Here is a 19,290-nt window from a genome sequence, read left to right as displayed (position 1 = left end):
CGCCCCCATGAAGTACACGACTCGAAGTCCATTCACGGGCCTTCTGCTTGAACTTCAACCTTGTGCGAGGTGGCCTTGGCTCTCAGGTTGGCGGCGATGCCGCGCAGCCTCGGGCAGACAGACGACGGGCGATGCAGGCCGCGATTGCAGGGGTGATCGCGAGCAGCTCCGGCCGCCAGCCAGGGACGGCATTCACCTCGCAGACCGTGTAGGCGTTCTCCGAAGTGAACAACAGGTCCACCCCCGGCGATGTCCAGATCCAGGGCACGTGCGGCGCACACCGCCAGCTCCTCTGCCTGCGGATAGCGGCCCGTGCACAAGGTGGCGGAGCCACCCGTGGCGATGTTGGCGGTAAGGGTGCCGTTGCGGGAAGCGTGCAGTACTGCGCCCGTGGGTTCGCCGTCGACAACGACCACGCGAAGGGTACGGCCGTGCGAATGAGCCACGTGCTCCTGGAAGAGAAACGGCGTCTCCTGTGAGAGGCTGCCGGCCACCTCGCGGAGCAGGTGCGGGTCGGGAGCGAGGAAGACCTGCCCGCCGTTGGCGCCGCTGACGGACTTCACCACGCACGGTGTGCCCAGGCGGGGGCTGCGCACGACGCCTTCCAAGGGAGCAGTGGCGTAGGAGATGGTGTCGGGCACCGGCAGCCCGGCCAGGGCGAGTTCCTGCAGCTGCCAGATCTTGTTACGAGACGTCAGCTGGGCGTCGACCGTGTTGATGAGGGTGCTGCCCATGCATTCAAGGTGCCGCAGCAAAGTCACCTCACGGTCGTTGTCCATGGGGCCGGCCACCTGGCGTACGCACACCACCTCAGGAGCGGGCAGGTCCACGCCGGCCAGGGTACGTAACGCCAACCGGCCGCCTTGGACGCCGAAGAGCAACTCGTCGGTGTGCCAGACCGCGAAGCGGGAGCCGTAGATGTCGGCAAGTGCTTCAGCCAGTTCGCGAGTGGAGCGGCGCAGCACGGCCGGCCGCTGCCGCACCAGCATCCATACATCGGCGAAGCCCGGCATCGCCGGCAGGGCACGGTGCACTGTGTCCACTCCGACTCCTCACCTATTTGCCACCGCCTGTGGGGCGCCGACGGGCCAGACTCTCAGTTCGGTTGTCGCAGTGTCATGGGAGCGTAGAACGCGAACGTCGTCCTGCTCGGCAGCAGAGCACCTGCGGCTGCCAGCTGCGTCGCGTCGGAAACACGACGTTAAAATTCAAGCAGAGCAGAGCCACGCCGGCCACGGGCGCGACGGCCGTCGTCCACGAACCCGGCCGACCCCGCCAGCAACGCCTTCTACCAGCGCATCAGGTACGTGCCAGGGGGAATCGGCGTGCGAGGCGGCCCTGGCCCGATTGTCCCGAGCACGTCCCGGCCAATGTGAGTCGCTGCCGTGCGCGAGGTCCTGAGCTGCGGGAAGCTGAAGCCGCGCCGTGGGGCGCGTGGGACGGTGACGCATTGATCGCGGGGTGCGCGTGGGATGCCTGCCATCGCGTGCTGCGGAATGCGGCAAGCCACTTGCCTGGCAGGGAATCACGTCCGTGAGCATCTTCCCCCTTTCGCAGGTGCCCCGCGTCGGTCCAGCCTTATCCAGCGCGCCTCACGGCATATCGGCGCCTTTGTTTCATTTCGTACGAGTCAAGTGGGTGGCCGATGCGGGCATGGATGAGAACCGACAGACGCAGCCGGCCATCCGCCTCCGCAGCGTGACCCGGACCGTGAGCTGATCGCTCGAACCGGGTGCCCGTTCCTGCCTTGCCGTGAATCCCCGAGCCGCGCCGGCGAAAGGCCATCGACCACATCGGCCGCGGGCGATTTGTGCCGTAGAACGACGTTTCCCCATTCCCCTTCGGCAGTGACAGCCATGTCCGGGCAGGCTTCACTTCCTGTCCTGTCCTGGCTTTCCTGTCCTGGCCCGGCCTGGACTGGACTGGACACAGGTCAGCAACCCCGCGGACTCGGCAGCAGTTTCAGCCGGGACCCGGCCAAGACCGAGGACGCGTTCCAGCTCGGCAGCGTGTCCTACCCCCAAACGACACACGACGGGAGTGCCCTCATGCCTCAAGAACAATTCCTGATCTCTCCGGGAGGCCCGGTGACGATGGACCGCAACGGCGAGGTCAAATACCCCGGCATCGAAGTGGAGGCCACCGGCGAGGGCGGCAGGATTCCTCCGCAGACCATTTCCGTGACCCTCCCCTCGGGCAAGGGGCTGCGGTTCACCGGATTCACCGGCCGGCTGGTCGTGGGGAACATGCAAGGCGCCCAATGGGTGGAGAGGGAGCACCCCGACGGGGTCCTGTCGCACGACGGGCGGGTGCTCACCGTCCAGGGCGTCGACCTCGCGCTGGCGGGCAAGGGCTCAAAGTCCGCGGTTCTGGTCGAGCTGCAGGCCTTGGCCAATGCGGTGCTGGGCGACACGAGCCTGAGTTTCCTCGTAGGCACCCAGCCCGCGTCTTCCTCCTCGCTCATCCGCATCCAGCAGTAGGCCGGCTCACTTCAACACTCACACCAAGGAGTGGTGGCCATGACCGAGGCCTCTCCGCAAGTCCGCACGGCAGCAGCAAGGGACAGCGAGAATCCCAACCTGCTGAAGAACGGGAACCTGGAACAACTGCCCCCGGTAACCCCTCAGCCGAGGTCGAACCTGTATTACGACAGGCCCGTCAAGCGGCCTGGCGTGGACGGCAGCTACCTTCCCGAGTGGGATGTCTACACCAGGCCGGGCTGCGACTATGGCGGCAAGGAAATTCTCGACGTTCTCCAGCGTCTCGGCCCCCAGAACAACGATGTGGCGAAGTTTCCGGAAGCGTTCATGCGGGAGTTCCCCGAGTGGCGCAAGGCCAACTTCCTCGAAGTCAACGGCGACCGGGTCTACGGCGGCATCTCTCAGGAGATCGCGACGGAGAGCGGAGCGGAGTACGAGGTCTCCTACTGGGCTGGCAAGTCGCCCTGGGAAGGCGAGAGCAAAAACTGGGCCAACGGCATCGTCGAGGTCCGTGACAGCTACGACAAGGTGATTCACAGCGACAGCTGGGGGGTCAACAACTCCGGTACGCGGGACGCCCTGAACGTGTTCAATCCGAACTGGGAACGGCATTCGTTCACCTTCACCGCCCGCGGGGACACCACCGTGGTGAGCTTCCTCGAGGACGGCTCGCATGAACCCGGCCTCAGCCACTGCGACCCGGGCTATCACGGCGGCGCCTCGTATGCGGGGATGGTGGTACGGCTGGCCGCCCCCGCACGGCAGTTCCAGATAGCCGAGACCAGGCCGGCAAGTTCCTCGGGAAGCCCGATCACCACACCGCGGGACACCCCCTTCGGTGAGTTCGCCCTCCGCATCCTCGACACCGGCAACCGGCCGTTGTCCGGGCAGCAGGTGACGCTGGAGCTGCAGCCGCGCGGCACCGGTTCCTATTTCCTCTCCGGGGAGCGCCCCTCGGAGACGTACAAGACATCCACGGACTCCCAGGGCTGGCTGACAGTTCCTGCGGGCGCCCTGCAGGCAGGCCCCAAGGAGGGCCCGATGCAGGTCTACGCCGTCATCAACGGCAAACGGCTGACCGGCCATGCGGACCTGCAGGTCGGGGCGGGTGCCGCCGCGTTCTCGGTGTCGGCGCCTCCCCCGTGGGACCTTCGCTCGACACCGGTGGGCGCGGTCGGATATCCGGGCGTACGGGTGCGCGCCGAGGACGCAGGCCAGGTCGCCCGTCAACGGGTCTCGGTATCCCTCCCGTCGACCTCGAACAGGGGTATCGAGTTCGTCGCCGAGCGGGACAACCGCTACCAGCTGACCGTTATGAGCGCCGGCCAGGGTATGGCGTATTACCCCGGGACCTTGGCCGGGCAGACTCTCACGTTCGAGGACGTAGACCTGGCCCTGGCGGGCAAGGGGTCGGTCTCCACGCTCTGGGTCGCGGTGCAGGTCACCGGCGATGCCTCTCCGGGAGAGGTGTACCTGACCTTCCAGGTGGGTGACCACGAGCCGGTCTCCACTCCCGTCCGCGTCGTCACCGCGTAAGAGCGGGTCAGTCACCACGTACAACCGAGTTGCCCGCCGGCGCCTTCCCGTCGGCGGGCATCCGTATCACGTTTCCGTCAGCTCACCTTTCCGTCAGCCCCCACCCAGAGGGAGTGCAAGCACGTGGACACGGTGGCATCCCGCCCGCACCGGTTATCCGCAACCTCCACCCCACGCAGCATGTCCATCGCGGCCCGGGTCTACGGATATCCACCGACCCACAACGCGGGCTCGGAATGGATGCTCCACTCCATGCTGCGCCCGCTGGCCGAACGCGGTCACCGGGTCACGGTCTGGCTGTCCCACCCGGGGACCATCGAGAAACGCTATGACATCGACGGCGTGCGGGTCGTCCCCTATCAGGAGGGCACCGACTTCGCCGCCCACGCCCAACGGGCGGACGTGCTCCTGTCCCACTTCGAAAACGTGCCCCTCGTCTCCGGGCTCGCCGCCGCCCGCCGCATCCCCGTGATCGTGATCTGCCACGACAACTTCGCCAACAGCTTCCACAACGCGGCCGGCGCCGACCTCGTCGTCTACAACAGCGAATGGATCCGCCGGGAAGGAGAGATCTACTACGCCCGCTACCCCAAGGAATTCCTGCCCAAGTGCACGGTCGTCGTCCGCCCACCCGTGCTCGCGGAGGAGTACCGCACCGACCCCGGCAACAACGCCACCTTGGTGAACCTCAACCCCGACAAGGGCGGCGAACTCTTCTGGCAGATCGCCGCCTGGACCCCGGAGTGGAAGTTCCTCGGCGTCCGGGGCGCGTACGGACAGCAGATCATGCCGCCGCCCAGGCTCCCCAACTGCGAAGTCATCGACGGCGTACCGGGCAAGGAAATGCGCGAGCACGTCTACCGGCGCTCCCGCGTCATGCTGATGCCCAGCCTGTACGAATCCTGGGGACGGGTCGCGGTGGAAGCCTTCGCCTCCGGCATCCCCGTGATCGCCCACCCCACCCCCGGACTCGTCGAGTCCCTGGGCGAGGCCGGCATCTTCGCCTACCGCGACGACGTCAACGCCTGGATCCACGCCCTGATGTCCCTGCGCGACCCCGCCAACTGGGCCCGCGCCTCCCGGCGGGCCAAAGCCCGCTCCCACCAGCTCAGCGCCGCTCCTGACCTCGACATCTGGTGTGAGGCGGTGGAGTCGCTGTACGACGCCACCCGCCACGCGTCCTCGCGCCTGCGCAGGCTCGGCACCCTCGTGGGAACCGGCGAGATGGATACCGTCTCCCGGAACGACCCCGCGGGTCTGGAGGTCGAACGTCGCGCATGACCCATCAGGCTCGAGAGGTCTGCTCAATGCCGGTTTCTTCGGCGTTCGGTTCCACGTTGTTGCTGTTGACGTTGCCGTTGCTGTCGCCGTTGCCGTTGCCGGGGAAGAAACGGCGGGCGCGCAGGGCGACGTAGACCAGGCCGATCAGGACGGGGACTTCGATGAGGGGGCCGACGACACCGGCCAGGGCCTGGCCGGAAGAGGCCCCGAAGGCCGCGGTGGCGACGGCGAAGCACACCAGCAGTGGCAGGGCGAACAGGACGACGATGGTGAACAGCAGCCCGTAGAGAGCGAACGGGCCGATGCGGGGAATCAGCTTCGACTCGTACCAGGTGCGGCCCTTGGCTTTTTCGCCCAGGCGCCGCGTCAGGTAGTCGGCGGCCAGCGGGATGCCCAGGAAGATGAGCACGCTGCGGGCGATCTCCCACACGCTCACGTCGAGCCCGGTGGTCTCCAGGCTGAGCCACGCGGGCAGTACGGAGAGGTAGAACCAGCCGAGCGCGGAGAACGCGATCACCTGGAACACGGAGTTCAGGGCAACCGTACGGCGGTGGCCTCGCGGTCGCTGCAGGCGAGGTCGTTCCAGATGATGACCATGGCGATGCAGCGGCCGGGCCGACGATCCAGTCCAGGACGAGCGAGGGGACCAGCAGGCGACGGATTGAGGTCTCCCCTGCTCGAACGGAGTTGAGAGCTTGGGGATGGGTGACGGTGTCCAGGCGGTCATAGCGGACCTTGGCCAGGACCGGATACATCATCACCAGCAGTCCGAGCGCGATCGACAGCGAGACACCGGTGACGGTCACCTTCGCCAGCGCGTCCCCGAGACCAGGTACGAGGCGCCCCAGGCCGAGGCCGGCGGCCATGGCGGCAATGATCCATACGGCGAGGTAGCGGTCCAGGAACGACAGCCTGGCGGCCACGGGCGCGGTGGAGGGGGTCTCGGCGGTCATGAGGCGACTCCGGCTTCGGCGGAACGCTCGGGCAGGGGCAGGGACTGCCCGGCCTGGCGGGTGAGGATCCCGGCGAGCCGGTCGGTCATCTCCGGCAGCAGCCAGTAGTACACCCACGTTCCGCGGCGTTCGCAGTCGATCAAACCGGCCTGCCGCAGCAGCTTGAGGTGGTGGGAGATCGTCGGCTGGGACAGGTCGAAGGCCGGCGTCAGGCCACAGACGCATACCTCTCCCCCGGCGCGGGAGGCGATCATCGACAGCAGCCGCAGCCGGATCGGGTCACCCAGGGCCTTGAACACGCTCGCGATTTCCACGGCCTGGTCCGCGTCCAGCGGGACGGTGAGCAGACCTGGGCAGCAGGCTTCGGCCTCGCCGAGCACCTCAAGCTCGTGTTTCGACATGCTTCTATATTGACGAACCCCGATACAAGACGCAATCTTGAATCGAAGAATGTCAATGCAGCGCGATCAGGAGGCCCCCATGTCCCGCGTTCAGCTCGCTCTCAACGTCGCCGACCTCGAAGCGTCGGTGGAGTTTTATTCCAAGCTGTTCGGCGTCGAGCCGGCCAAGCGCCGCCCCGGGTACGCGAACTTCGCGATCACCGAGCCGCCGCTGAAACTCGTACTGATCGAGGGACAGGCGGGCCAGGACACCCGCCTCGATCACCTCGGCGTCGAGGTCGAGTCCACCGACCAGGTCGCCGCCGCCACCGCCCGCCTGAAGGACGCGGGGCTGGCGACCTTCGAGGAGAACGACACCTCCTGCTGCTACGCCCTCCAGGACAAGGTCTGGGCGACCGGCCCCGGCAAGGAGCCCTGGGAGGTCTACGTCGTGAAGGCCGACGCCGACCAACTGGGCAAGAGCCCGACCCTGGACAACGACGCATGCTGCGGCAACGAGACGTCGCCCATGACCGAGAGGACACTCTGAGATCAGGCGCGCCCGTAATGCCAAGCGGTGCAGCTGAAGCCCGCGTTGTCATCCCCGATACGGCAGAGTCGGATCGCGACCTTCTTCCCTTCAGGGATGCCCGCGGGAACCGGCTTCAGTGTGCCTGCACCCTTGGCGCGGACGGTGAATCCCTCCGTGCCCGGCTCGCCGCCGAGGTTCCACATGACATCCGTCGCGACTCCGTAGCCGTCGGCCTTCTTGTCCCACGCGATCACCTTGTCGCCCCGGTGATCGAACTTCGCCATGCCTGGGGAAGTGGAGACGACGACGTCCTTTCCCTTGGCTTCCGCCTTCTTGGTTTCCGTTCCCTTGGCTTCCATCCCCTTGGCCTGCGTCGGCCCGGCCCCGGCGGTCCCTGTCAGCAGTACCGCGCCTACGGCCGCGACTACGGTCCGGTGGATGTGCACACGCATGATGTCTCCTGGTTCTCATGGCGCCCCCGTGACGCCACGGCCACACCAGCTAGACATCGTCCGGGGCATGGCTCAAAGGGGGTTTTCAGCCCCGATGGGTGTGCCGGCGGGCAGCGACCGACCTACCAGGACGCCTCAGGTATGCGACCAACTGCGCGTGCGCACATGGCAGGCTGTTGCTGTCCGGCGCGGGCAGTGCTTCCTCTCATCGGGTGCCGCAGAGGCCAACCGCGCCGGAGAGGAGCGGAAATGGGCAACGGGAATGAGTAAGTGGTCAGCTGGTACGGCACTGCCCGGCCTGGTGATGGAGGTGGGAAGGCGACTGCGGGATGAGGCCGTGGGGGAACTGCTGTCGCTGCAATGGGCGGCGGAGCAATGCCGGACGGTGTTCGAGGTTCGGGGGGCCGGGGTGCTGCTGGCGGATCGGGAGGGCGGATTGCAGGTGGCTGCCGCGACCAGTCCGCCGGTGCAGGCGCTGCAGCGGCTGGCGGCGGCCAGGGGGCAAGGGCCGGGACCGGCGTGCTTTCGCCGCGGCTTGCTGGTGCTCGTACCCGAGTTGCCGGCTGTACGCAGCAGGTGGCCGCAGTACGCGAGCGCGGCCAGAGGTGCCGGGATCCGCTCGGTGGGCTCGTTCCCGCTGCGCGACCGGCGTGCCGGCGGCGGGCTGCTGGGAGTGTTGACCTTGTTCGACGTACGGCCCGGCCCGCTGCGTAGCCCACCGGCGGCGGTGCAGGTCGTCGCGGATGCTGCCGCTCTGGCCCTGACGCAGCGACGACTTGCGAACCAACCCCCGCCCAGGGGCGAGCAGACGGACCACGACGTGCCCGGCCGACTGCTGATCGAGCAGGCCGCGGGGGTGCTGGCCGAACAGTGGCAGAGCGACGTACCCATCGCCCTCGAGGCGCTGCACAAGCATGCCCGAAGGCAGCAGATGCCTCTCGCCGAGACTGCCCGGGCAGTCCTGGAGGGAGGGCCCGGCATCGTCCCGCTGACTTGATCGCTCAGCCCTGCCGCGATGGGTTCAGTGCTGCCACGACGGGGAAGGAGCACCGCCGGTCCGTTGCTGTTCACCGGCGTCGCGGGCCACCCTGTCTGCTCGGCGGGCCACCCCTGCCTGCTTTCCCGTTTTCGTACCGGGGCCCGAGGTCACAGGCCCCCAGGTCTGGAGGACACTGGGCCCACGCCTTCACGCCGCATCCTGCACCGTCTGCTGCCGCCATCGTCGGCGGGCAGCACTGGCCGAGAGAGAGAACGTGACAGAAGAGCACTGCAGGGCAGACTCGATGGCGGATTGCCTGGCGCAGATCACTGCCGACGTACTGCCACTGGAACAGTGTGCCCGCGCCCTGGGACTGGACGGCCTGGCACTTCTCCTGAGCCATACGGAGGGCATGGTGCCCGAGCCGGTGCAGATCCACGGCCGGCTGACCGGGCTGCTGGAGGACGTGCAACTGGTCCACGGCCAGGGCCCCAGCGACGACGCTGTGCGATACGGCCGCCGCGTGCTGGTCCCCGACCTTGCCGCCCTGCCGCCGGGCCCCTGGCCGGGCCTCGTCACGAGCATCCAGCAACTCGGCGTCAGCGCGGTCTTCGCCTTCCCGCTGCTCCAGGGCGGCATGACCATCGGAGCGCTCACCGGCCACCGCGTCACAGCGGGGCCCATGTCCCGCCGTCAGCTGACCGACGCCCGCGCCCTGGCCGAGGGCGCTGTCCGGGCCACCTCTCGCCAGCCCCACTGGCTCACCGAATCGCCCCTCCCCTTCGCCGCAGCCCACCAGGCCGCCGGGGCACTCGCCCAACGCCACGGTCTCTCACCCGACCATGCCTGGCTGCTCCTGCGCAGCCAGGCCCTGGCACACGACCAGACCCTGCTGGAAACCGCCCACGCCGTCCTCCGCAGCCGCTTTACCTGAGCGATGGCTGCGGTACGGCCGAAACCGACTGCCGGGCATCGGTCGTTACCCCGTCGCATCGTGATCAGGCAGGGGCCTCCGGCTGCGGGCCGTTGGCGCGGGCGCGCAGTTCTTCGTTTATGCGTTGGGCCTCTTCGAGCTGGTCTTCCAGGATGATGATGCGACAGGCCGCTTCGATCTGGGTGCCGGCGTCGACGAGTTCGCGGGCGCGGGCAGCGATGCGCAGCTGATAGCGGGAGTAGCGGCGGTGGCCGCCTTCGGAACGCAACGGCGTGATCAGACGGTGCTCGCCGAGGGTGCGGAGGAAGGCGGGTGTGGTGCCGAGCATCTCGGCGGCCCGGCCCATGGTGTAGGCGGGATAATCATCGTCGTCGAACTTGTCGGCGACGTGGGTACTGCGAGGGGGCATAGACCTCTTCTTTCGGGGACACGTACGGGGCCAAAGCGCCATGGCGGCACCCTGGCCCGAGCGTTCAACACCATCTGTCACTCTGCGGCCCGCGGCACCCGGTGGGTGCTTCCGTGCGGCTCCCGCCCCGCTTTGCCGCCGTGCGCTCTTCACGTTCTGAAGTATGGAACTCTCTGGAGTATGAAAAGGACGCTACACCTGGCGAACACTCATGTCTACTGTGAACACGGCAGATTTTCTGCAGGCGTCAGCGCTGATTTTCTGTCCCCGCCATGCTGCAAAGATACCCCGGCGGTGAAGAATCCAACGCACTGAGGGCTCGACCGGCGTGGCCGGTCGAGCCCTCAGTGCTGCGTGATCCGCGTTATTGCGAAAACCGCGTGATGTCGACTTGCGGCTCTCAGGCCTCCGGAAGGCGGGGGATCCCGAGCATCGCCTGAGCCCGCTGGAACGGACTCGATGTGTGCTCAGGGGGTTCCACCTGGGCAATGTTGGAGCAGGTGAAGCCGAGCCGAGTCATGGCCCGGACGACTTCGCCGGCGCTGAAATCACGGCGGTCCTGCTTGGTGACCACCGCGCCCACCTGCTTGACGGGATAGGTGCGGCGACCGATGATCACGGTCTCGCCGGTTGCCGGTTCGGGCTCGATGCCCTTCATCGACTCCAGCACGCCGTTCTTGGTGAGGTCGAAGGGGAAGCGGGCGATGATGCAGCGCATGTTGCCTCACAGAGAAGAGGAAGCGGTCCGAACAGGGGAGGCGGTCCGACGGGAAGAGGCGCATGTACCCGGGGCCCTGCCATGTTGTGCCTGAATCAGCGTCAAAGCAGCTCCTGCAGTGGTAGCGAGCTTGCTGATCACGAAGGACACGAAGGATTCAGGCCGCCACGCCGGTGGCGGACGATGCCGAAGATCCGCGCCGGTTCTGCGAAGCGGGGCGGCGCCTGCCACGGGAGGCGGAGCCGCGCTTGGGGCGTTCGACCACGGGGGCGGCGATGACGACCGGGACTCCGGAGGGCGGCTGAGCTCCGGTGATGCGGCTCAGCGCCTCTCCGCCCGAGCGGACCTGAGTGGTCTGCGGGGTGATGCCCGCGGCCACCATCAGACGGCTCATGGTGCGGCGCTGCTTCGAGGTGACCAGCGTGACCACACTGCCCGACTCACCGGCGCGGGCCGTGCGCCCGCCGCGGTGCAGATAGTCCTTGTGGTCGGCCGGCGGGTCGACGTTGACAACGAGGTCGAGGTTGTCGACGTGGATGCCGCGCGCCGCGACGTTCGTTGCCACGAGCACGGTGACGTGGCCGGTCTTGAACTGTTCCAGCGTGCGAGTGCGCTGGGACTGGGACTTTCCGGCGTGCAGGGCGGCAGCGCGTACACCGCTGTTGAGGAGGTGCTTGGTGAGGCGGTCGACGGTGTGCCTGGTGTCCAGGAACATGATCACCCGGCCGTCGCGGGCGGCGATCTCCGTGGTGACCGCGTGCTTGTCGGCGCCGTCGACGTGCAGCACGTGGTGCTCCATCGTGGTGACCGCACCGGCGGAGGGGTCGACGGAGTGGACCACGGGGTCGTTCAGGTAGCGGCGGACCAGCAGGTCGACGTTGCGGTCCAGGGTTGCGGAGAACAGCATCCGCTGACCATCGCGCCGCACCTGGTCGAGCAGCGCGGTGACCTGCGGCATGAAGCCCATATCGGCCATCTGGTCGGCCTCGTCCAGCACCGTGATGCCCACCTGGCTCAGCCGGCAGTCGCCGCGCTCGATCAGGTCCTTCAGCCGCCCGGGGGTCGCAACGATGATCTCCGCACCACCGTGCAGTGCGCGGGCCTGCTTGCCGATCGACATACCGCCGACGATGGTGGCCAGCCGCAACTTCACTGCGCGGGCGTACGGAGCGAGCGCGGTCGTCACCTGCTGTGCCAGCTCACGCGTCGGTACGAGGATCAGCCCCAGCGGCTGGCGGGGCTCGGCGCGCTGTCCGGCCGTGCGGGCCAGCAGAGCCAGTCCAAAGGCGAGCGTCTTGCCGGAGCCGGTACGCCCGCGGCCCAGTACGTCGCGGCCCGCAAGAGAGTTCGGCAGCGTCGCGCCCTGGATCGGGAACGGTACGGTCACTCCCTCCGTGCCGAGGGCGGCGAGCAACTGCTTGGGCATGCCCAGATCGGCGAAGTCGTTCACGGCAGGCAGTGCCGGGGTCACGGTCTTGGGGAGTGCGAAATCTCCCTGGCTCGCGACGGGCCGACGGCTCTGGCCGCCGGAGCGGTTCGGCCCGCCGGGACGGCCCCCGCCCGACGAAGCGAATCGGCTGCCGCCCCTCCTGGAATCGGCGCTGCCCTTGCGAGCGCGATCAAAACGGTCGTTCGTGCGTGTGCGGTTCATGAGGAACCTTCCTCGATACGGCACACGTCAAGAAATCTCACAGCGGTGGAGCGGCGCGGAGAATTGCAAGAATGAGCCGAGTGGAACGCGAAAGCGAATCTCGCCGACAAAAATGCCGCCGAAGCGCAATTATTTTCTTCGGTGGCGTGTCCCGAAGATGACCACAGTGCGAAAAAAGCCTTGCAGCTGGGGCCCGCACCCCGAAGGATGCGGGCCCCAGCTGCAAAATACGCCGTCAGCGTCAGGCGGGAACGATGTTCTCCGCCGTCGGGCCCTTCTGGCCCTGCGCGATGTCGAAGGTCACCTTCTGGCCTTCGCGCAGCTCACGGAAGCCCTGGGCAACGATGTTCGAGTAGTGGGCGAACACGTCAGCGCCGCCGTCCTCCTGCTCGATGAACCCGAAACCCTTTTCGGCGTTGAACCACTTCACGGTACCAGCGGCCATGTTATTTCTCCTTTGGGGCAGTACACCGGCATCCACACTGCGCGAATGCCATGTCGCCGCGATGATCACCCCGACCGGAAAAAGACCGGAAGTACAAAAGTGCTCTCCGTAGGCCGACAGCCGACTGGAGGGCACTTGAAGTTTTGGGAACCACAACTGCAACTGGAACCAACAGTAGCACGCTGCGATCGTCCCGGTACGACGAGAAAAACCGCTCCGCCTGTTACGGCAAAAACCCTGCTCGCGCAGGCGGCCAAATTCTCACCCGGCGAGCACAGATATTGATTGCCCGGAGCCCCACGTTCGGGAAGAGGCCGCCGGCACGCCCGACGCCGGGGCTCACCGTGGCGGCAGTCCAGGCACCGGTGAACAGCGACTTTCCACCGGCGAACACTGCCTATCCCTGCTGTCGGCGCACGATCTCGGTGATCCAGGTGGGCGCGAACGGCGACGTGCAGCCCGGGGAGGTCGGGTAGTCCTTGAGCACCTCCAGGCGCTCACCGATGTCGAGGGCACGGGTGCGGTACTCGGGATGCTCGATACCGATCTGCGCCAGGCAGTGGTTCATCGCCCACTGCAGGCGGTCCGGGGCGTCCTTCATTTCCGCCTCGATGACGTCGAGCAGTCCGGAGAGGTCGAGGCCCCCGGGTTTCTTCGCCACGCGTTCGGTGGTCAGCGCCCAGCCGGCGCTCGCGACCACGGGATCGGGATCGCCGAACCAGGTCAGGCGCAGCGCTTCCGCGTGCTGGCTCTTCTTCACCACGTAATTCACGAACCAGTCGTGCACCTTGGGTGTGCGCGTCCCCCGCAACATGGTGTCCAACTCGTCACGCGCGAACGCCTTCGGGCGGCAGATCAGCAGCGCCAGCAGCCTCGGCGCGGTGTCCTCCGTCTCCCAGAGCCGGCACGCGAGCTCCTGCTGCGTCTTCAGCCGCTTCGCGAGCGCACGCAGTTTGGTGAGGTTCACACCGTGGTCGTCACCGTGCTTTTCGTTCACCGCACGGACCTTCGGGTCCTCGAGCGCGGCCAGCTCGGCCATCACCTCAGCGACCGTTGTCCCGGTCGACGCCGTCCCGGCCACCTCAGCCTCCCGTCTCTCCCGTGCGGGAGTCACCCACCTGCGCGATTCACCCTACGACGGAAGCCGGCCACCCGTCGTACACACTGGTTCGGCTCGCGCATGATCACTGGAGGCGCAGCGGTCTCGGCGCTCAGAGGCGCCAGGACCGGATCCGCTCGGCTGCCGTGAAGACATAGCAGCCGCCGGTGAGCAGGTCTTGCGCGAGGGTGACGAGGTCGCCGTAGGGCGGGTCGATGCCCTCCCCCGAGGCGTGCATGTACGCGAGCGTGATCGCACAGGCGTAGCGGACGTTGTACGCCGGCAACGCCTTGAGGAGCAGCAACGTCTGGAAGAGCGCAGCCGCGCGCCAGGCGGGGTCGGAGTCGATGCCGAGCTGGGGCGGGTCCACGCGGTGGCGGGCGACGGCGGCCACCAGCGCGGAGAAGTCGGAGACCGTGGTCTGCTCGGGCAGGGCGGCTTCCTACTGCTGGAGCAGCCAGCGGACGTCGATGTGGAGTACGGGCGCCATGGGGCCAGGCGGCCCGGCCCTTCGGGCCCGCGGTCGGGCCGTCGTCGATACCGGCGGCCGCGATGGCCTCGGTCGGCGCGGGGTCTGCAAAGCGGCGCTGGAATTCCTGCGCGGCGGTCTTGCGGGCGCGGTGCTGGGCGATCGCGTCGGCAGTGGCGGAGCGTACGAACGCAATGAGGGCAGACATGCTCCAACGGCAGGGCTCCGGTCCCGCGACGGGAAGGCAGGTCAGAGGCCATGGCTCCCGGTACCCGGGCGGCCGCTACCTCATGCCCTGGGTCCGCTCAGGAGCGCTGCTGCCGATGCCTCGGTGGCCCACCGAGGCATCGGCTCGGCAGTTCACCGGTGCTGTCAGTCGGCCCAGTAGTCCTTGAGCATCTCGCCGGGCCAGGCGGGCTGACGGAGTTCGCCGCGGGGGCCCATCTCCTGGAAATAGGGCGACAGGTCGTAGACGGCGGTTCCGTCGACGGCGTCGAGGTCGCGCACGTGCAGGTCCAGGCCGTCGACCTTCAGGAGCCGCGGGAAGGACTGCGCGAGCTGATTCGGGCAGCGGTGATTGCGGTGTACGAACGTGCCGGTCGTCGGCCAGTCGGGGTTGTTGCGCGGACTGCGTGCGTGCAGGGCGACGTCGTCGGGTGATGCCTTGCTGAAGTGCCAGACGACCACGAGGTGGGAGAACTCTTCGAGTCCTTGAACGACCTCCGGCGGGAAGTCGCTGTTCAAGCGGATGATCGCGGTCTCGTTCCAGTGATCTTCAGTGGCGTACGCCCTGCCTTCGCCGACGGACGGCACCCCGTGTGCGGACCACGAACGGCACACGTTGCGTGCGGATGCGGGGCCCGGCGGAACGGCCGCCGGGCCCCGGCCGGTTTCAGCTCGCTGCGCTGTTCAGTGCCGCGAGGACCGCGCCGTACGCCTCCTTCTTCTGATAGTTGCCGTTGAAGGGCAGCGGGGTTTCCTGGGCGCGCCAGGAGTACTTGTCGGTGACGCCCCACACGGTGATGCCGTTGCATCTCGCGACGGCCACGCACGCCTGCGTGACCTGCCGGTACACATTGGCCTGTGCCGTGCCGGAGCCGCCGACGTCGAGCTCGGTGATCTGCACGTGCACGCCGAGGTCGGCGAAGCGCTGGAGGTTCTGCCGGTAGGTGCTGAGGTCGGAGTTCGAGGCCAGGTGGCTCTGGAAGCCGACGCAGTCGATCGGTACACCGCGGGCGCGGAAGTCCTTGACCATACGGTAGACGGCATCACTCTTGGCATTGATGCCGTCGGTGCCGTAGTCGTTGTAGCAGAGCTTCGCCTTGGGGTCGGCTGCTTTCGCGGTACGGAAGGCGTCCTCGATCCAGCCGTCGCCGAGCTGCTTCTGGAGGTTGGACTGGCGTCGGCTGCCGTCCCATTCGAACGCCTCGTTGACCACGTCCCAGGAGTCGATCTTGCCCGCGTAGTGGTCGGCGACCTTGGTGATGTGGTTGCGCATCCACTCGGCGACGGGGAACACACCGTCGGCGAGCGGGGCGTTGGGAACGGGGGCGCCGCCGGGGGTGCCGGGAGTGGGGTAGAAGACCTTGGTGAACAGCGAGCGGGCACCGCGGATCCAGTTGAACTGGCGCACTCCGACGGCGAACTCCCCGTTATAGGTCGGCAGTTCGGCACCATAGGCACGGTGCGGTGCGGAGCCGAGCAGTGGGGCACTCAGGCCCGCTGCTGCGACCGCGGTCAGGCCGAGGAAGGTACGTCGTCTCAACGACATGCGTGACTCCTTGCGTGGGGGACAGGGAGGTCTCAGCACGTGGAGCCGGTCTGGGAGGCCAGGCCTAGGCGGTAGGGCAACTGCGAGTACTCGCCTCCGGAGTTGGGGTCCCGGCCCTGGTAGAGAAGCCGGAGGTGGCAGGGGTCGATGGTCATGGTCTGGTCGTTGCCGGCGCGGATCAGCTCGCCGTGGCTGATGTCCTTCGTCCAGGCGCCGCCGGGGAAGGTGACGTTGGTGGAGCGGGCGAAGGGGTTGGCTTCGGTTGCGGCGAGCGGCTGCCAGGTACCGGTCAGGCCCTTGGAGGTGAAGGAGCGGTAGTAGCGGTTACCGTCGCTGCCGATGGCCTCCCAGATCATCAGGTAGGTGTTGGTGCCCTTGACGCGGTAGACCGCGCCTCCTTCGAACAGCGCGAAGCGGGAGTCCTGGAGCACGATCTTGGTGTTGCCGAAACCGTTCGGGAAGTTGGCGACGGTGGTCTCGGACCGGTACACGTGGCCGTTGTCGTCCGCGGAGAACAGGTAGCACTTCGCGTCGTCGCAGATCACGTAGAAGTCGAGCCAGTTGCCGTTGCCCATGTTCTGCCGGACGACGTCGGGCACGCTGTTCATCAGGTTCTTCGGCGCGGACCAGCTGGTCGGGTCGTTGATGTTCTTGGTGGTGGAGTACGACGGCAGGCCGGTCTGGTAGACGAGATACCACTCGTCCTTGGGGGCGAAGTAGAAGGCGTGCGGGGCGGCACGGTAGCCGGGGCCGATACGGGAAGCGGTCTCCAGGTGGGTCTGCTTCGCACCGGCGGCCTGGGACCAGTCGGAGAAGCTGGTCTGGGCCAGGCTCCAGTCACCGGAGCCGCGCGCAGCGGTGGTCATGAAGACGTGCCATCTGCCGTTCTTGTCCTGGACCACCGACGGGTCCTTGACGGCGACGGAGTTACTGCCGTCCTGCTGCGGTGAGATCACCGGCCCCGTGGACGTCCATCGGAAACTGCCCGGCAGGTCCTGCCGGGGGGTGGCCGCCGGTGTCGCTCCGTTGGCGGGCACGGCGAAGAACGCCGTCAGCAGGGCGATGAGCAGGGCCCCACAGGCGTGGCGGCGAAAGCGGCGGGTGCGGTGACGATGCGTCAAGTGCATTGGCAACTCCATTGCGGCTCGACTGGTGTGCATGCGGTGAAGCGGGATTGGCCGGCCGTACGACCCAGGCCGGCCCAGCGCGAAGTGTGGTCGATATATCGAACAGTGGCCGGAACTTCGGGCGTAGGAATAATGGAGCGCTTGACGGAGTCCGGTCAACGCTTTGTGCAAAATATTCTCGGCTCGACGCTCGAAAGTTTTTCGATAACTCCCCACACGTTTGGCGAAGAGGCGCCTTGAGGGACAGTGGGGAATACCCGAGTCGCGCCGGATGCCGCGCTCGGTTCGACGGCGAAGCGGCGCTCAGCTCCTCAGCGGGGACGCGCTCCGGCGGACCACAAGTTTCGTGGCGACCTACAGGCCGCGCTGCGGCGCCCTCCCCGCGTCACCGCGAGAGAGGAGCAACTCGGTGACAGCGTCGGCAATTTCGCTCCACGACTGATGCGCCGTCGCAGGCGAGGTCGAGCACCACCTTGCCGACCGCTTCCCCCCCCCCCCGCAGCCGCTTGTTCCGCCTCCTCGACGGAGCCGATGCCGTAGCGCTCGAACGGATGCGTGAGCGCACCGGAGGCCAGCTCGGTGAGAGCTTGCACAGCGCCTTAACCGTGCAAAGTTGGGTGGACCACGTTCGCCTGCCCCACACATGCGCAGATATGGGCGCCCCTCCACCAGTGTGGACACCAGTCGGCATACACCCGGACAGAGGGCCGCTCCCCCGCGTCCTTGCTTGCGGCTTACTCCCGGTACCCTGCCGACCGCCGATCCAGCTCATAAACCATCGTTGCGCATCTACCCTGACCTGCGTTAACGCCCTAGCTCACCGATACCGCTGTCCGCCGAAGCGCGCAGGACCAACGCTTCGCTCCCGGCCGTAGGTCGAGTCGCCTCCTGGGTGCGGTCATGCCGCGGGCTTGCCGGGCTGGTCGTGGGTGGAGCAGTGGATGCCACCGCCGCCGGAAGCGATGGTGTCGATCCGCAGCTGGACGATGTCCCGCTTGGGGAAGTGCTCCTGGAGGATGCCCTTCGCCCGCGCGTCGGCCTTCCGGTCACCGAACTGTGGCAGGAAGACCGAGTCGTTGGCGATGTAGAAGTTGGCGTACGTGGAGACGAAGTCGTCGCCCTCGCCCGTGATCTTGTCGAGGTCGGGCTGCGGCAGGTCAATGATCTCGAAGCGCCGTCCGCGCGCGTCCGTCGTCCTGCTGAGCACGGAGCGGGCCTGGTCGGCCGCGCGGGACCAGGAGTCCGCCGGCAGCCCGGGGAACGCCTGGTCGAGGAGGACCACGCCGGGCGCGGTGAAGCGGACGAGGCTGTCCACGTGCGCGTCGGTGATGTCCTCGCCGCGTACGCCGGCCAGCCAGACGACCTTCTCCACGCCGAGCGTCTCGATGAGCTCGTCCTCGATCCGGTTCCGACTCTTCCCGCGGTTGCGGTTGTCGTTGACGATCGAGCTCTCGGTGATGAGGAGGGTCCCCTCGCCGTCGGTCTCGAAGGAACCGCCCTCCGCGACGAGCGGCGCCCTCTCGCGGTGGATGTCGTACTCGGCGAGCAGCTTGCGGCCCACCTTGGCGTCGTTGGTGTGCTCCTGCTTGTTGCCCCAGCCGTTGAAGTTGAAGTCGATCCCGACGGGCTCGCCGTCGTCCTCGACGAAGACGGGGACGGTGTCGCGGGCCCACAGGTCGTCGACGGCGAGCGGAATGACCTCGACCTGTGAACCGCAGGCCCGCTGGGCCGCCTTGACCTGCTCGGGGCGGGCCATCATCACGACCGCCTCGTACTCCCCGATGGCCCGGGCGATGCCGGCGATGTCCTTCCGTACGTAGGGCAGGTCGTCCTCCCATACGGAGTCGAGCGCCGGCCACGACATGAACGTGCGGGTGTGACTCTCCCACTCGGCGCCGAAGCGGCGCTCGCCTTCCTCTGCCGGAGTGCGAGCCGGGGCGGAGGTCGTGCTGCCGCCCGCGCCCTCCGGGCCGCAGGCGGTGACTCCGAGGCCGAAGGCGGCGCCGATTCCGGCGAAGGCACGCAGGGCGGTGCGGCGGGAGGGGGGAAAGAGGGACACGGTGTGCTCCGATCT

At 67.5% G+C, this 19,290-nt stretch carries 18 protein-coding genes and 2 pseudogenes; 6 read left to right on the top strand and 14 right to left on the bottom strand.

Going from position 1 to position 19,290, the window contains the following annotated elements; all coding sequences use genetic code 11:
- Positions 1-32: 32 nt before the first annotated feature.
- Positions 33-1,043, bottom strand: coding sequence for a RimK family alpha-L-glutamate ligase (locus ABZ840_RS07330; RefSeq protein WP_361554682.1), 1,011 nt, complete (start codon positions 1,041-1,043; stop codon positions 33-35).
- A gap of 1,005 nt (positions 1,044-2,048) precedes the next feature.
- Between ABZ840_RS07330 and ABZ840_RS07325 the strand changes: the two genes are divergently transcribed.
- The 3 genes from ABZ840_RS07325 to ABZ840_RS07315 all read left to right on the top strand — a co-directional run bounded on the left by ABZ840_RS07325 (position 2,049) and on the right by ABZ840_RS07315 (position 5,297).
- Positions 2,049-2,480: a hypothetical protein gene (locus tag ABZ840_RS07325; protein WP_361554679.1), complete on the top strand. Its 432-nt coding sequence runs from the start codon at positions 2,049-2,051 to the stop codon at positions 2,478-2,480.
- Positions 2,481-2,519: 39 nt separating this feature from the next.
- Positions 2,520-4,016, top strand: coding sequence for a hypothetical protein (locus tag ABZ840_RS07320; protein ID WP_361554676.1), 1,497 nt, complete (start codon positions 2,520-2,522; stop codon positions 4,014-4,016).
- Between the two features lie 180 nt (positions 4,017-4,196).
- Positions 4,197-5,297: a glycosyltransferase family 4 protein gene (locus ABZ840_RS07315; RefSeq protein ID WP_361554673.1), complete on the top strand. Its 1,101-nt coding sequence runs from the start codon at positions 4,197-4,199 to the stop codon at positions 5,295-5,297.
- Positions 5,298-5,397: 100 nt separating this feature from the next.
- On the opposite strand, the pseudogene ABZ840_RS07310 reads toward ABZ840_RS07315, so the two are convergent.
- Together ABZ840_RS07310 and ABZ840_RS07305 are read right to left on the bottom strand one after the other, a co-directional pair.
- Positions 5,398-6,250, bottom strand: a pseudogene (locus tag ABZ840_RS07310) (arsenical-resistance protein); the annotation flags it as partial.
- The gene (locus tag ABZ840_RS07305) at positions 6,247-6,651 is read right to left on the bottom strand and encodes a metalloregulator ArsR/SmtB family transcription factor (protein ID WP_361554670.1); all 405 of its coding nucleotides are present in this window, start codon (positions 6,649-6,651) and stop codon (positions 6,247-6,249) included. The pseudogene ABZ840_RS07310 and the gene ABZ840_RS07305, both read right to left, overlap by 4 nt.
- 79 nt (positions 6,652-6,730) lie before the next feature.
- Here ABZ840_RS07305 and ABZ840_RS07300 point away from each other — a divergent pair, with 79 nt between their 5' ends.
- A complete protein-coding gene (locus ABZ840_RS07300; protein WP_361554667.1) occupies positions 6,731-7,180 on the top strand; it encodes an ArsI/CadI family heavy metal resistance metalloenzyme in 450 nt (149 codons plus the stop codon).
- Positions 7,181-7,182: 2 nt separating this feature from the next.
- On the opposite strand, the gene ABZ840_RS07295 is transcribed toward ABZ840_RS07300, so the two are convergent.
- Positions 7,183-7,614, bottom strand: coding sequence for a hypothetical protein (locus ABZ840_RS07295; RefSeq protein WP_361554664.1), 432 nt, complete (start codon positions 7,612-7,614; stop codon positions 7,183-7,185).
- Positions 7,615-7,951: 337 nt separating this feature from the next.
- Between ABZ840_RS07295 and ABZ840_RS07290 the strand changes: the two genes are divergently transcribed.
- Both ABZ840_RS07290 and ABZ840_RS07285 read left to right on the top strand, forming a co-directional pair.
- Positions 7,952-8,611 (top strand): ANTAR domain-containing protein, encoded by a 660-nt coding sequence (locus ABZ840_RS07290; protein ID WP_361554661.1) that lies wholly within the window; start codon positions 7,952-7,954, stop codon positions 8,609-8,611.
- Between the two features lie 286 nt (positions 8,612-8,897).
- Positions 8,898-9,527: a GAF and ANTAR domain-containing protein gene (locus ABZ840_RS07285; protein ID WP_361554658.1), complete on the top strand. Its 630-nt coding sequence runs from the start codon at positions 8,898-8,900 to the stop codon at positions 9,525-9,527.
- Between the two features lie 64 nt (positions 9,528-9,591).
- Here ABZ840_RS07285 and ABZ840_RS07280 read toward each other — a convergent pair whose 3' ends face one another.
- The 10 genes and pseudogenes from ABZ840_RS07280 to ABZ840_RS07235 all read right to left on the bottom strand — a co-directional run bounded on the left by ABZ840_RS07280 (position 9,592) and on the right by ABZ840_RS07235 (position 19,275).
- Positions 9,592-9,936, bottom strand: coding sequence for a MerR family transcriptional regulator (locus tag ABZ840_RS07280; protein WP_361554655.1), 345 nt, complete (start codon positions 9,934-9,936; stop codon positions 9,592-9,594).
- A gap of 400 nt (positions 9,937-10,336) precedes the next feature.
- A complete protein-coding gene (locus ABZ840_RS07275) occupies positions 10,337-10,654 on the bottom strand; it encodes an SCO5918 family protein (protein WP_361554652.1) in 318 nt (105 codons plus the stop codon).
- Positions 10,655-10,811: 157 nt separating this feature from the next.
- Positions 10,812-12,305: a DEAD/DEAH box helicase gene (locus ABZ840_RS07270; RefSeq protein ID WP_361554649.1), complete on the bottom strand. Its 1,494-nt coding sequence runs from the start codon at positions 12,303-12,305 to the stop codon at positions 10,812-10,814.
- A gap of 241 nt (positions 12,306-12,546) precedes the next feature.
- Positions 12,547-12,750 (bottom strand): cold-shock protein, encoded by a 204-nt coding sequence (locus ABZ840_RS07265; RefSeq protein ID WP_361554646.1) that lies wholly within the window; start codon positions 12,748-12,750, stop codon positions 12,547-12,549.
- Between the two features lie 397 nt (positions 12,751-13,147).
- Positions 13,148-13,789 carry a DNA alkylation repair protein gene (locus ABZ840_RS07260; RefSeq protein ID WP_361554643.1) on the bottom strand — a complete coding sequence of 214 codons (642 nt, stop codon included), beginning with the start codon at positions 13,787-13,789 and terminating at the stop codon, positions 13,148-13,150.
- 172 nt (positions 13,790-13,961) lie between these two features.
- Entirely contained in the window at positions 13,962-14,282 is a 321-nt protein-coding gene (locus ABZ840_RS07255) for a toxin Doc (protein WP_361555396.1), read from the bottom strand.
- A 408-nt stretch (positions 14,283-14,690) separates the two neighbouring features.
- A complete protein-coding gene (locus ABZ840_RS07250; RefSeq protein WP_361554640.1) occupies positions 14,691-15,131 on the bottom strand; it encodes a TrmO family methyltransferase in 441 nt (146 codons plus the stop codon).
- 79 nt (positions 15,132-15,210) lie between these two features.
- Positions 15,211-15,816 (bottom strand): annotated as a pseudogene (locus ABZ840_RS07245) (endo-1,4-beta-xylanase); the annotation flags it as partial.
- Between the two features lie 305 nt (positions 15,817-16,121).
- On the bottom strand, positions 16,122-17,216 hold the full coding sequence (locus ABZ840_RS07240) for a non-reducing end alpha-L-arabinofuranosidase family hydrolase (RefSeq protein ID WP_361554637.1): 1,095 nt from the start codon (positions 17,214-17,216) through the stop codon (positions 16,122-16,124).
- Between the two features lie 898 nt (positions 17,217-18,114).
- Entirely contained in the window at positions 18,115-19,275 is a 1,161-nt protein-coding gene (locus ABZ840_RS07235; RefSeq protein WP_361554634.1) for an agmatine deiminase family protein, read from the bottom strand.
- Positions 19,276-19,290 lie beyond the last annotated feature (15 nt).

Source organism: Streptomyces sp. NPDC047117 (assembly GCF_040643545.1).
GTDB lineage: Bacteria > Actinomycetota > Actinomycetes > Streptomycetales > Streptomycetaceae > Streptomyces.
Note: the sequence above shows the minus strand (reverse complement) of the source record. Positions and strands in the feature narration are given on the sequence as shown.

Excerpts from the sequence above, each read along its gene's own strand:
- ABZ840_RS07295 (WP_361554664.1), bottom strand. The coding sequence starts at position 7,614 with ATGCGTGTGCACATCCACCGGACCGTAGTCGCGGCCGTAGGCGCGGTA.
- ABZ840_RS07325 (WP_361554679.1), top strand. The coding sequence starts at position 2,049 with ATGCCTCAAGAACAATTCCTGATCTCTCCGGGAGGCCCGGTGACGATG.
- ABZ840_RS07280 (WP_361554655.1), bottom strand. The coding sequence starts at position 9,936 with ATGCCCCCTCGCAGTACCCACGTCGCCGACAAGTTCGACGACGATGAT.
- ABZ840_RS07315 (WP_361554673.1), top strand. The coding sequence starts at position 4,197 with ATGTCCATCGCGGCCCGGGTCTACGGATATCCACCGACCCACAACGCG.
- ABZ840_RS07275 (WP_361554652.1), bottom strand. The coding sequence starts at position 10,654 with ATGCGCTGCATCATCGCCCGCTTCCCCTTCGACCTCACCAAGAACGGC.
- ABZ840_RS07265 (WP_361554646.1), bottom strand. The coding sequence starts at position 12,750 with ATGGCCGCTGGTACCGTGAAGTGGTTCAACGCCGAAAAGGGTTTCGGG.
- ABZ840_RS07260 (WP_361554643.1), bottom strand. The coding sequence starts at position 13,789 with ATGGCCGAGCTGGCCGCGCTCGAGGACCCGAAGGTCCGTGCGGTGAAC.
- ABZ840_RS07305 (WP_361554670.1), bottom strand. The coding sequence starts at position 6,651 with ATGTCGAAACACGAGCTTGAGGTGCTCGGCGAGGCCGAAGCCTGCTGC.
- ABZ840_RS07300 (WP_361554667.1), top strand. The coding sequence starts at position 6,731 with ATGTCCCGCGTTCAGCTCGCTCTCAACGTCGCCGACCTCGAAGCGTCG.
- ABZ840_RS07285 (WP_361554658.1), top strand. The coding sequence starts at position 8,898 with ATGGCGGATTGCCTGGCGCAGATCACTGCCGACGTACTGCCACTGGAA.
- ABZ840_RS07270 (WP_361554649.1), bottom strand. The coding sequence starts at position 12,305 with ATGAACCGCACACGCACGAACGACCGTTTTGATCGCGCTCGCAAGGGC.
- ABZ840_RS07240 (WP_361554637.1), bottom strand. The coding sequence starts at position 17,216 with ATGCACTTGACGCATCGTCACCGCACCCGCCGCTTTCGCCGCCACGCC.
- ABZ840_RS07320 (WP_361554676.1), top strand. The coding sequence starts at position 2,520 with ATGACCGAGGCCTCTCCGCAAGTCCGCACGGCAGCAGCAAGGGACAGC.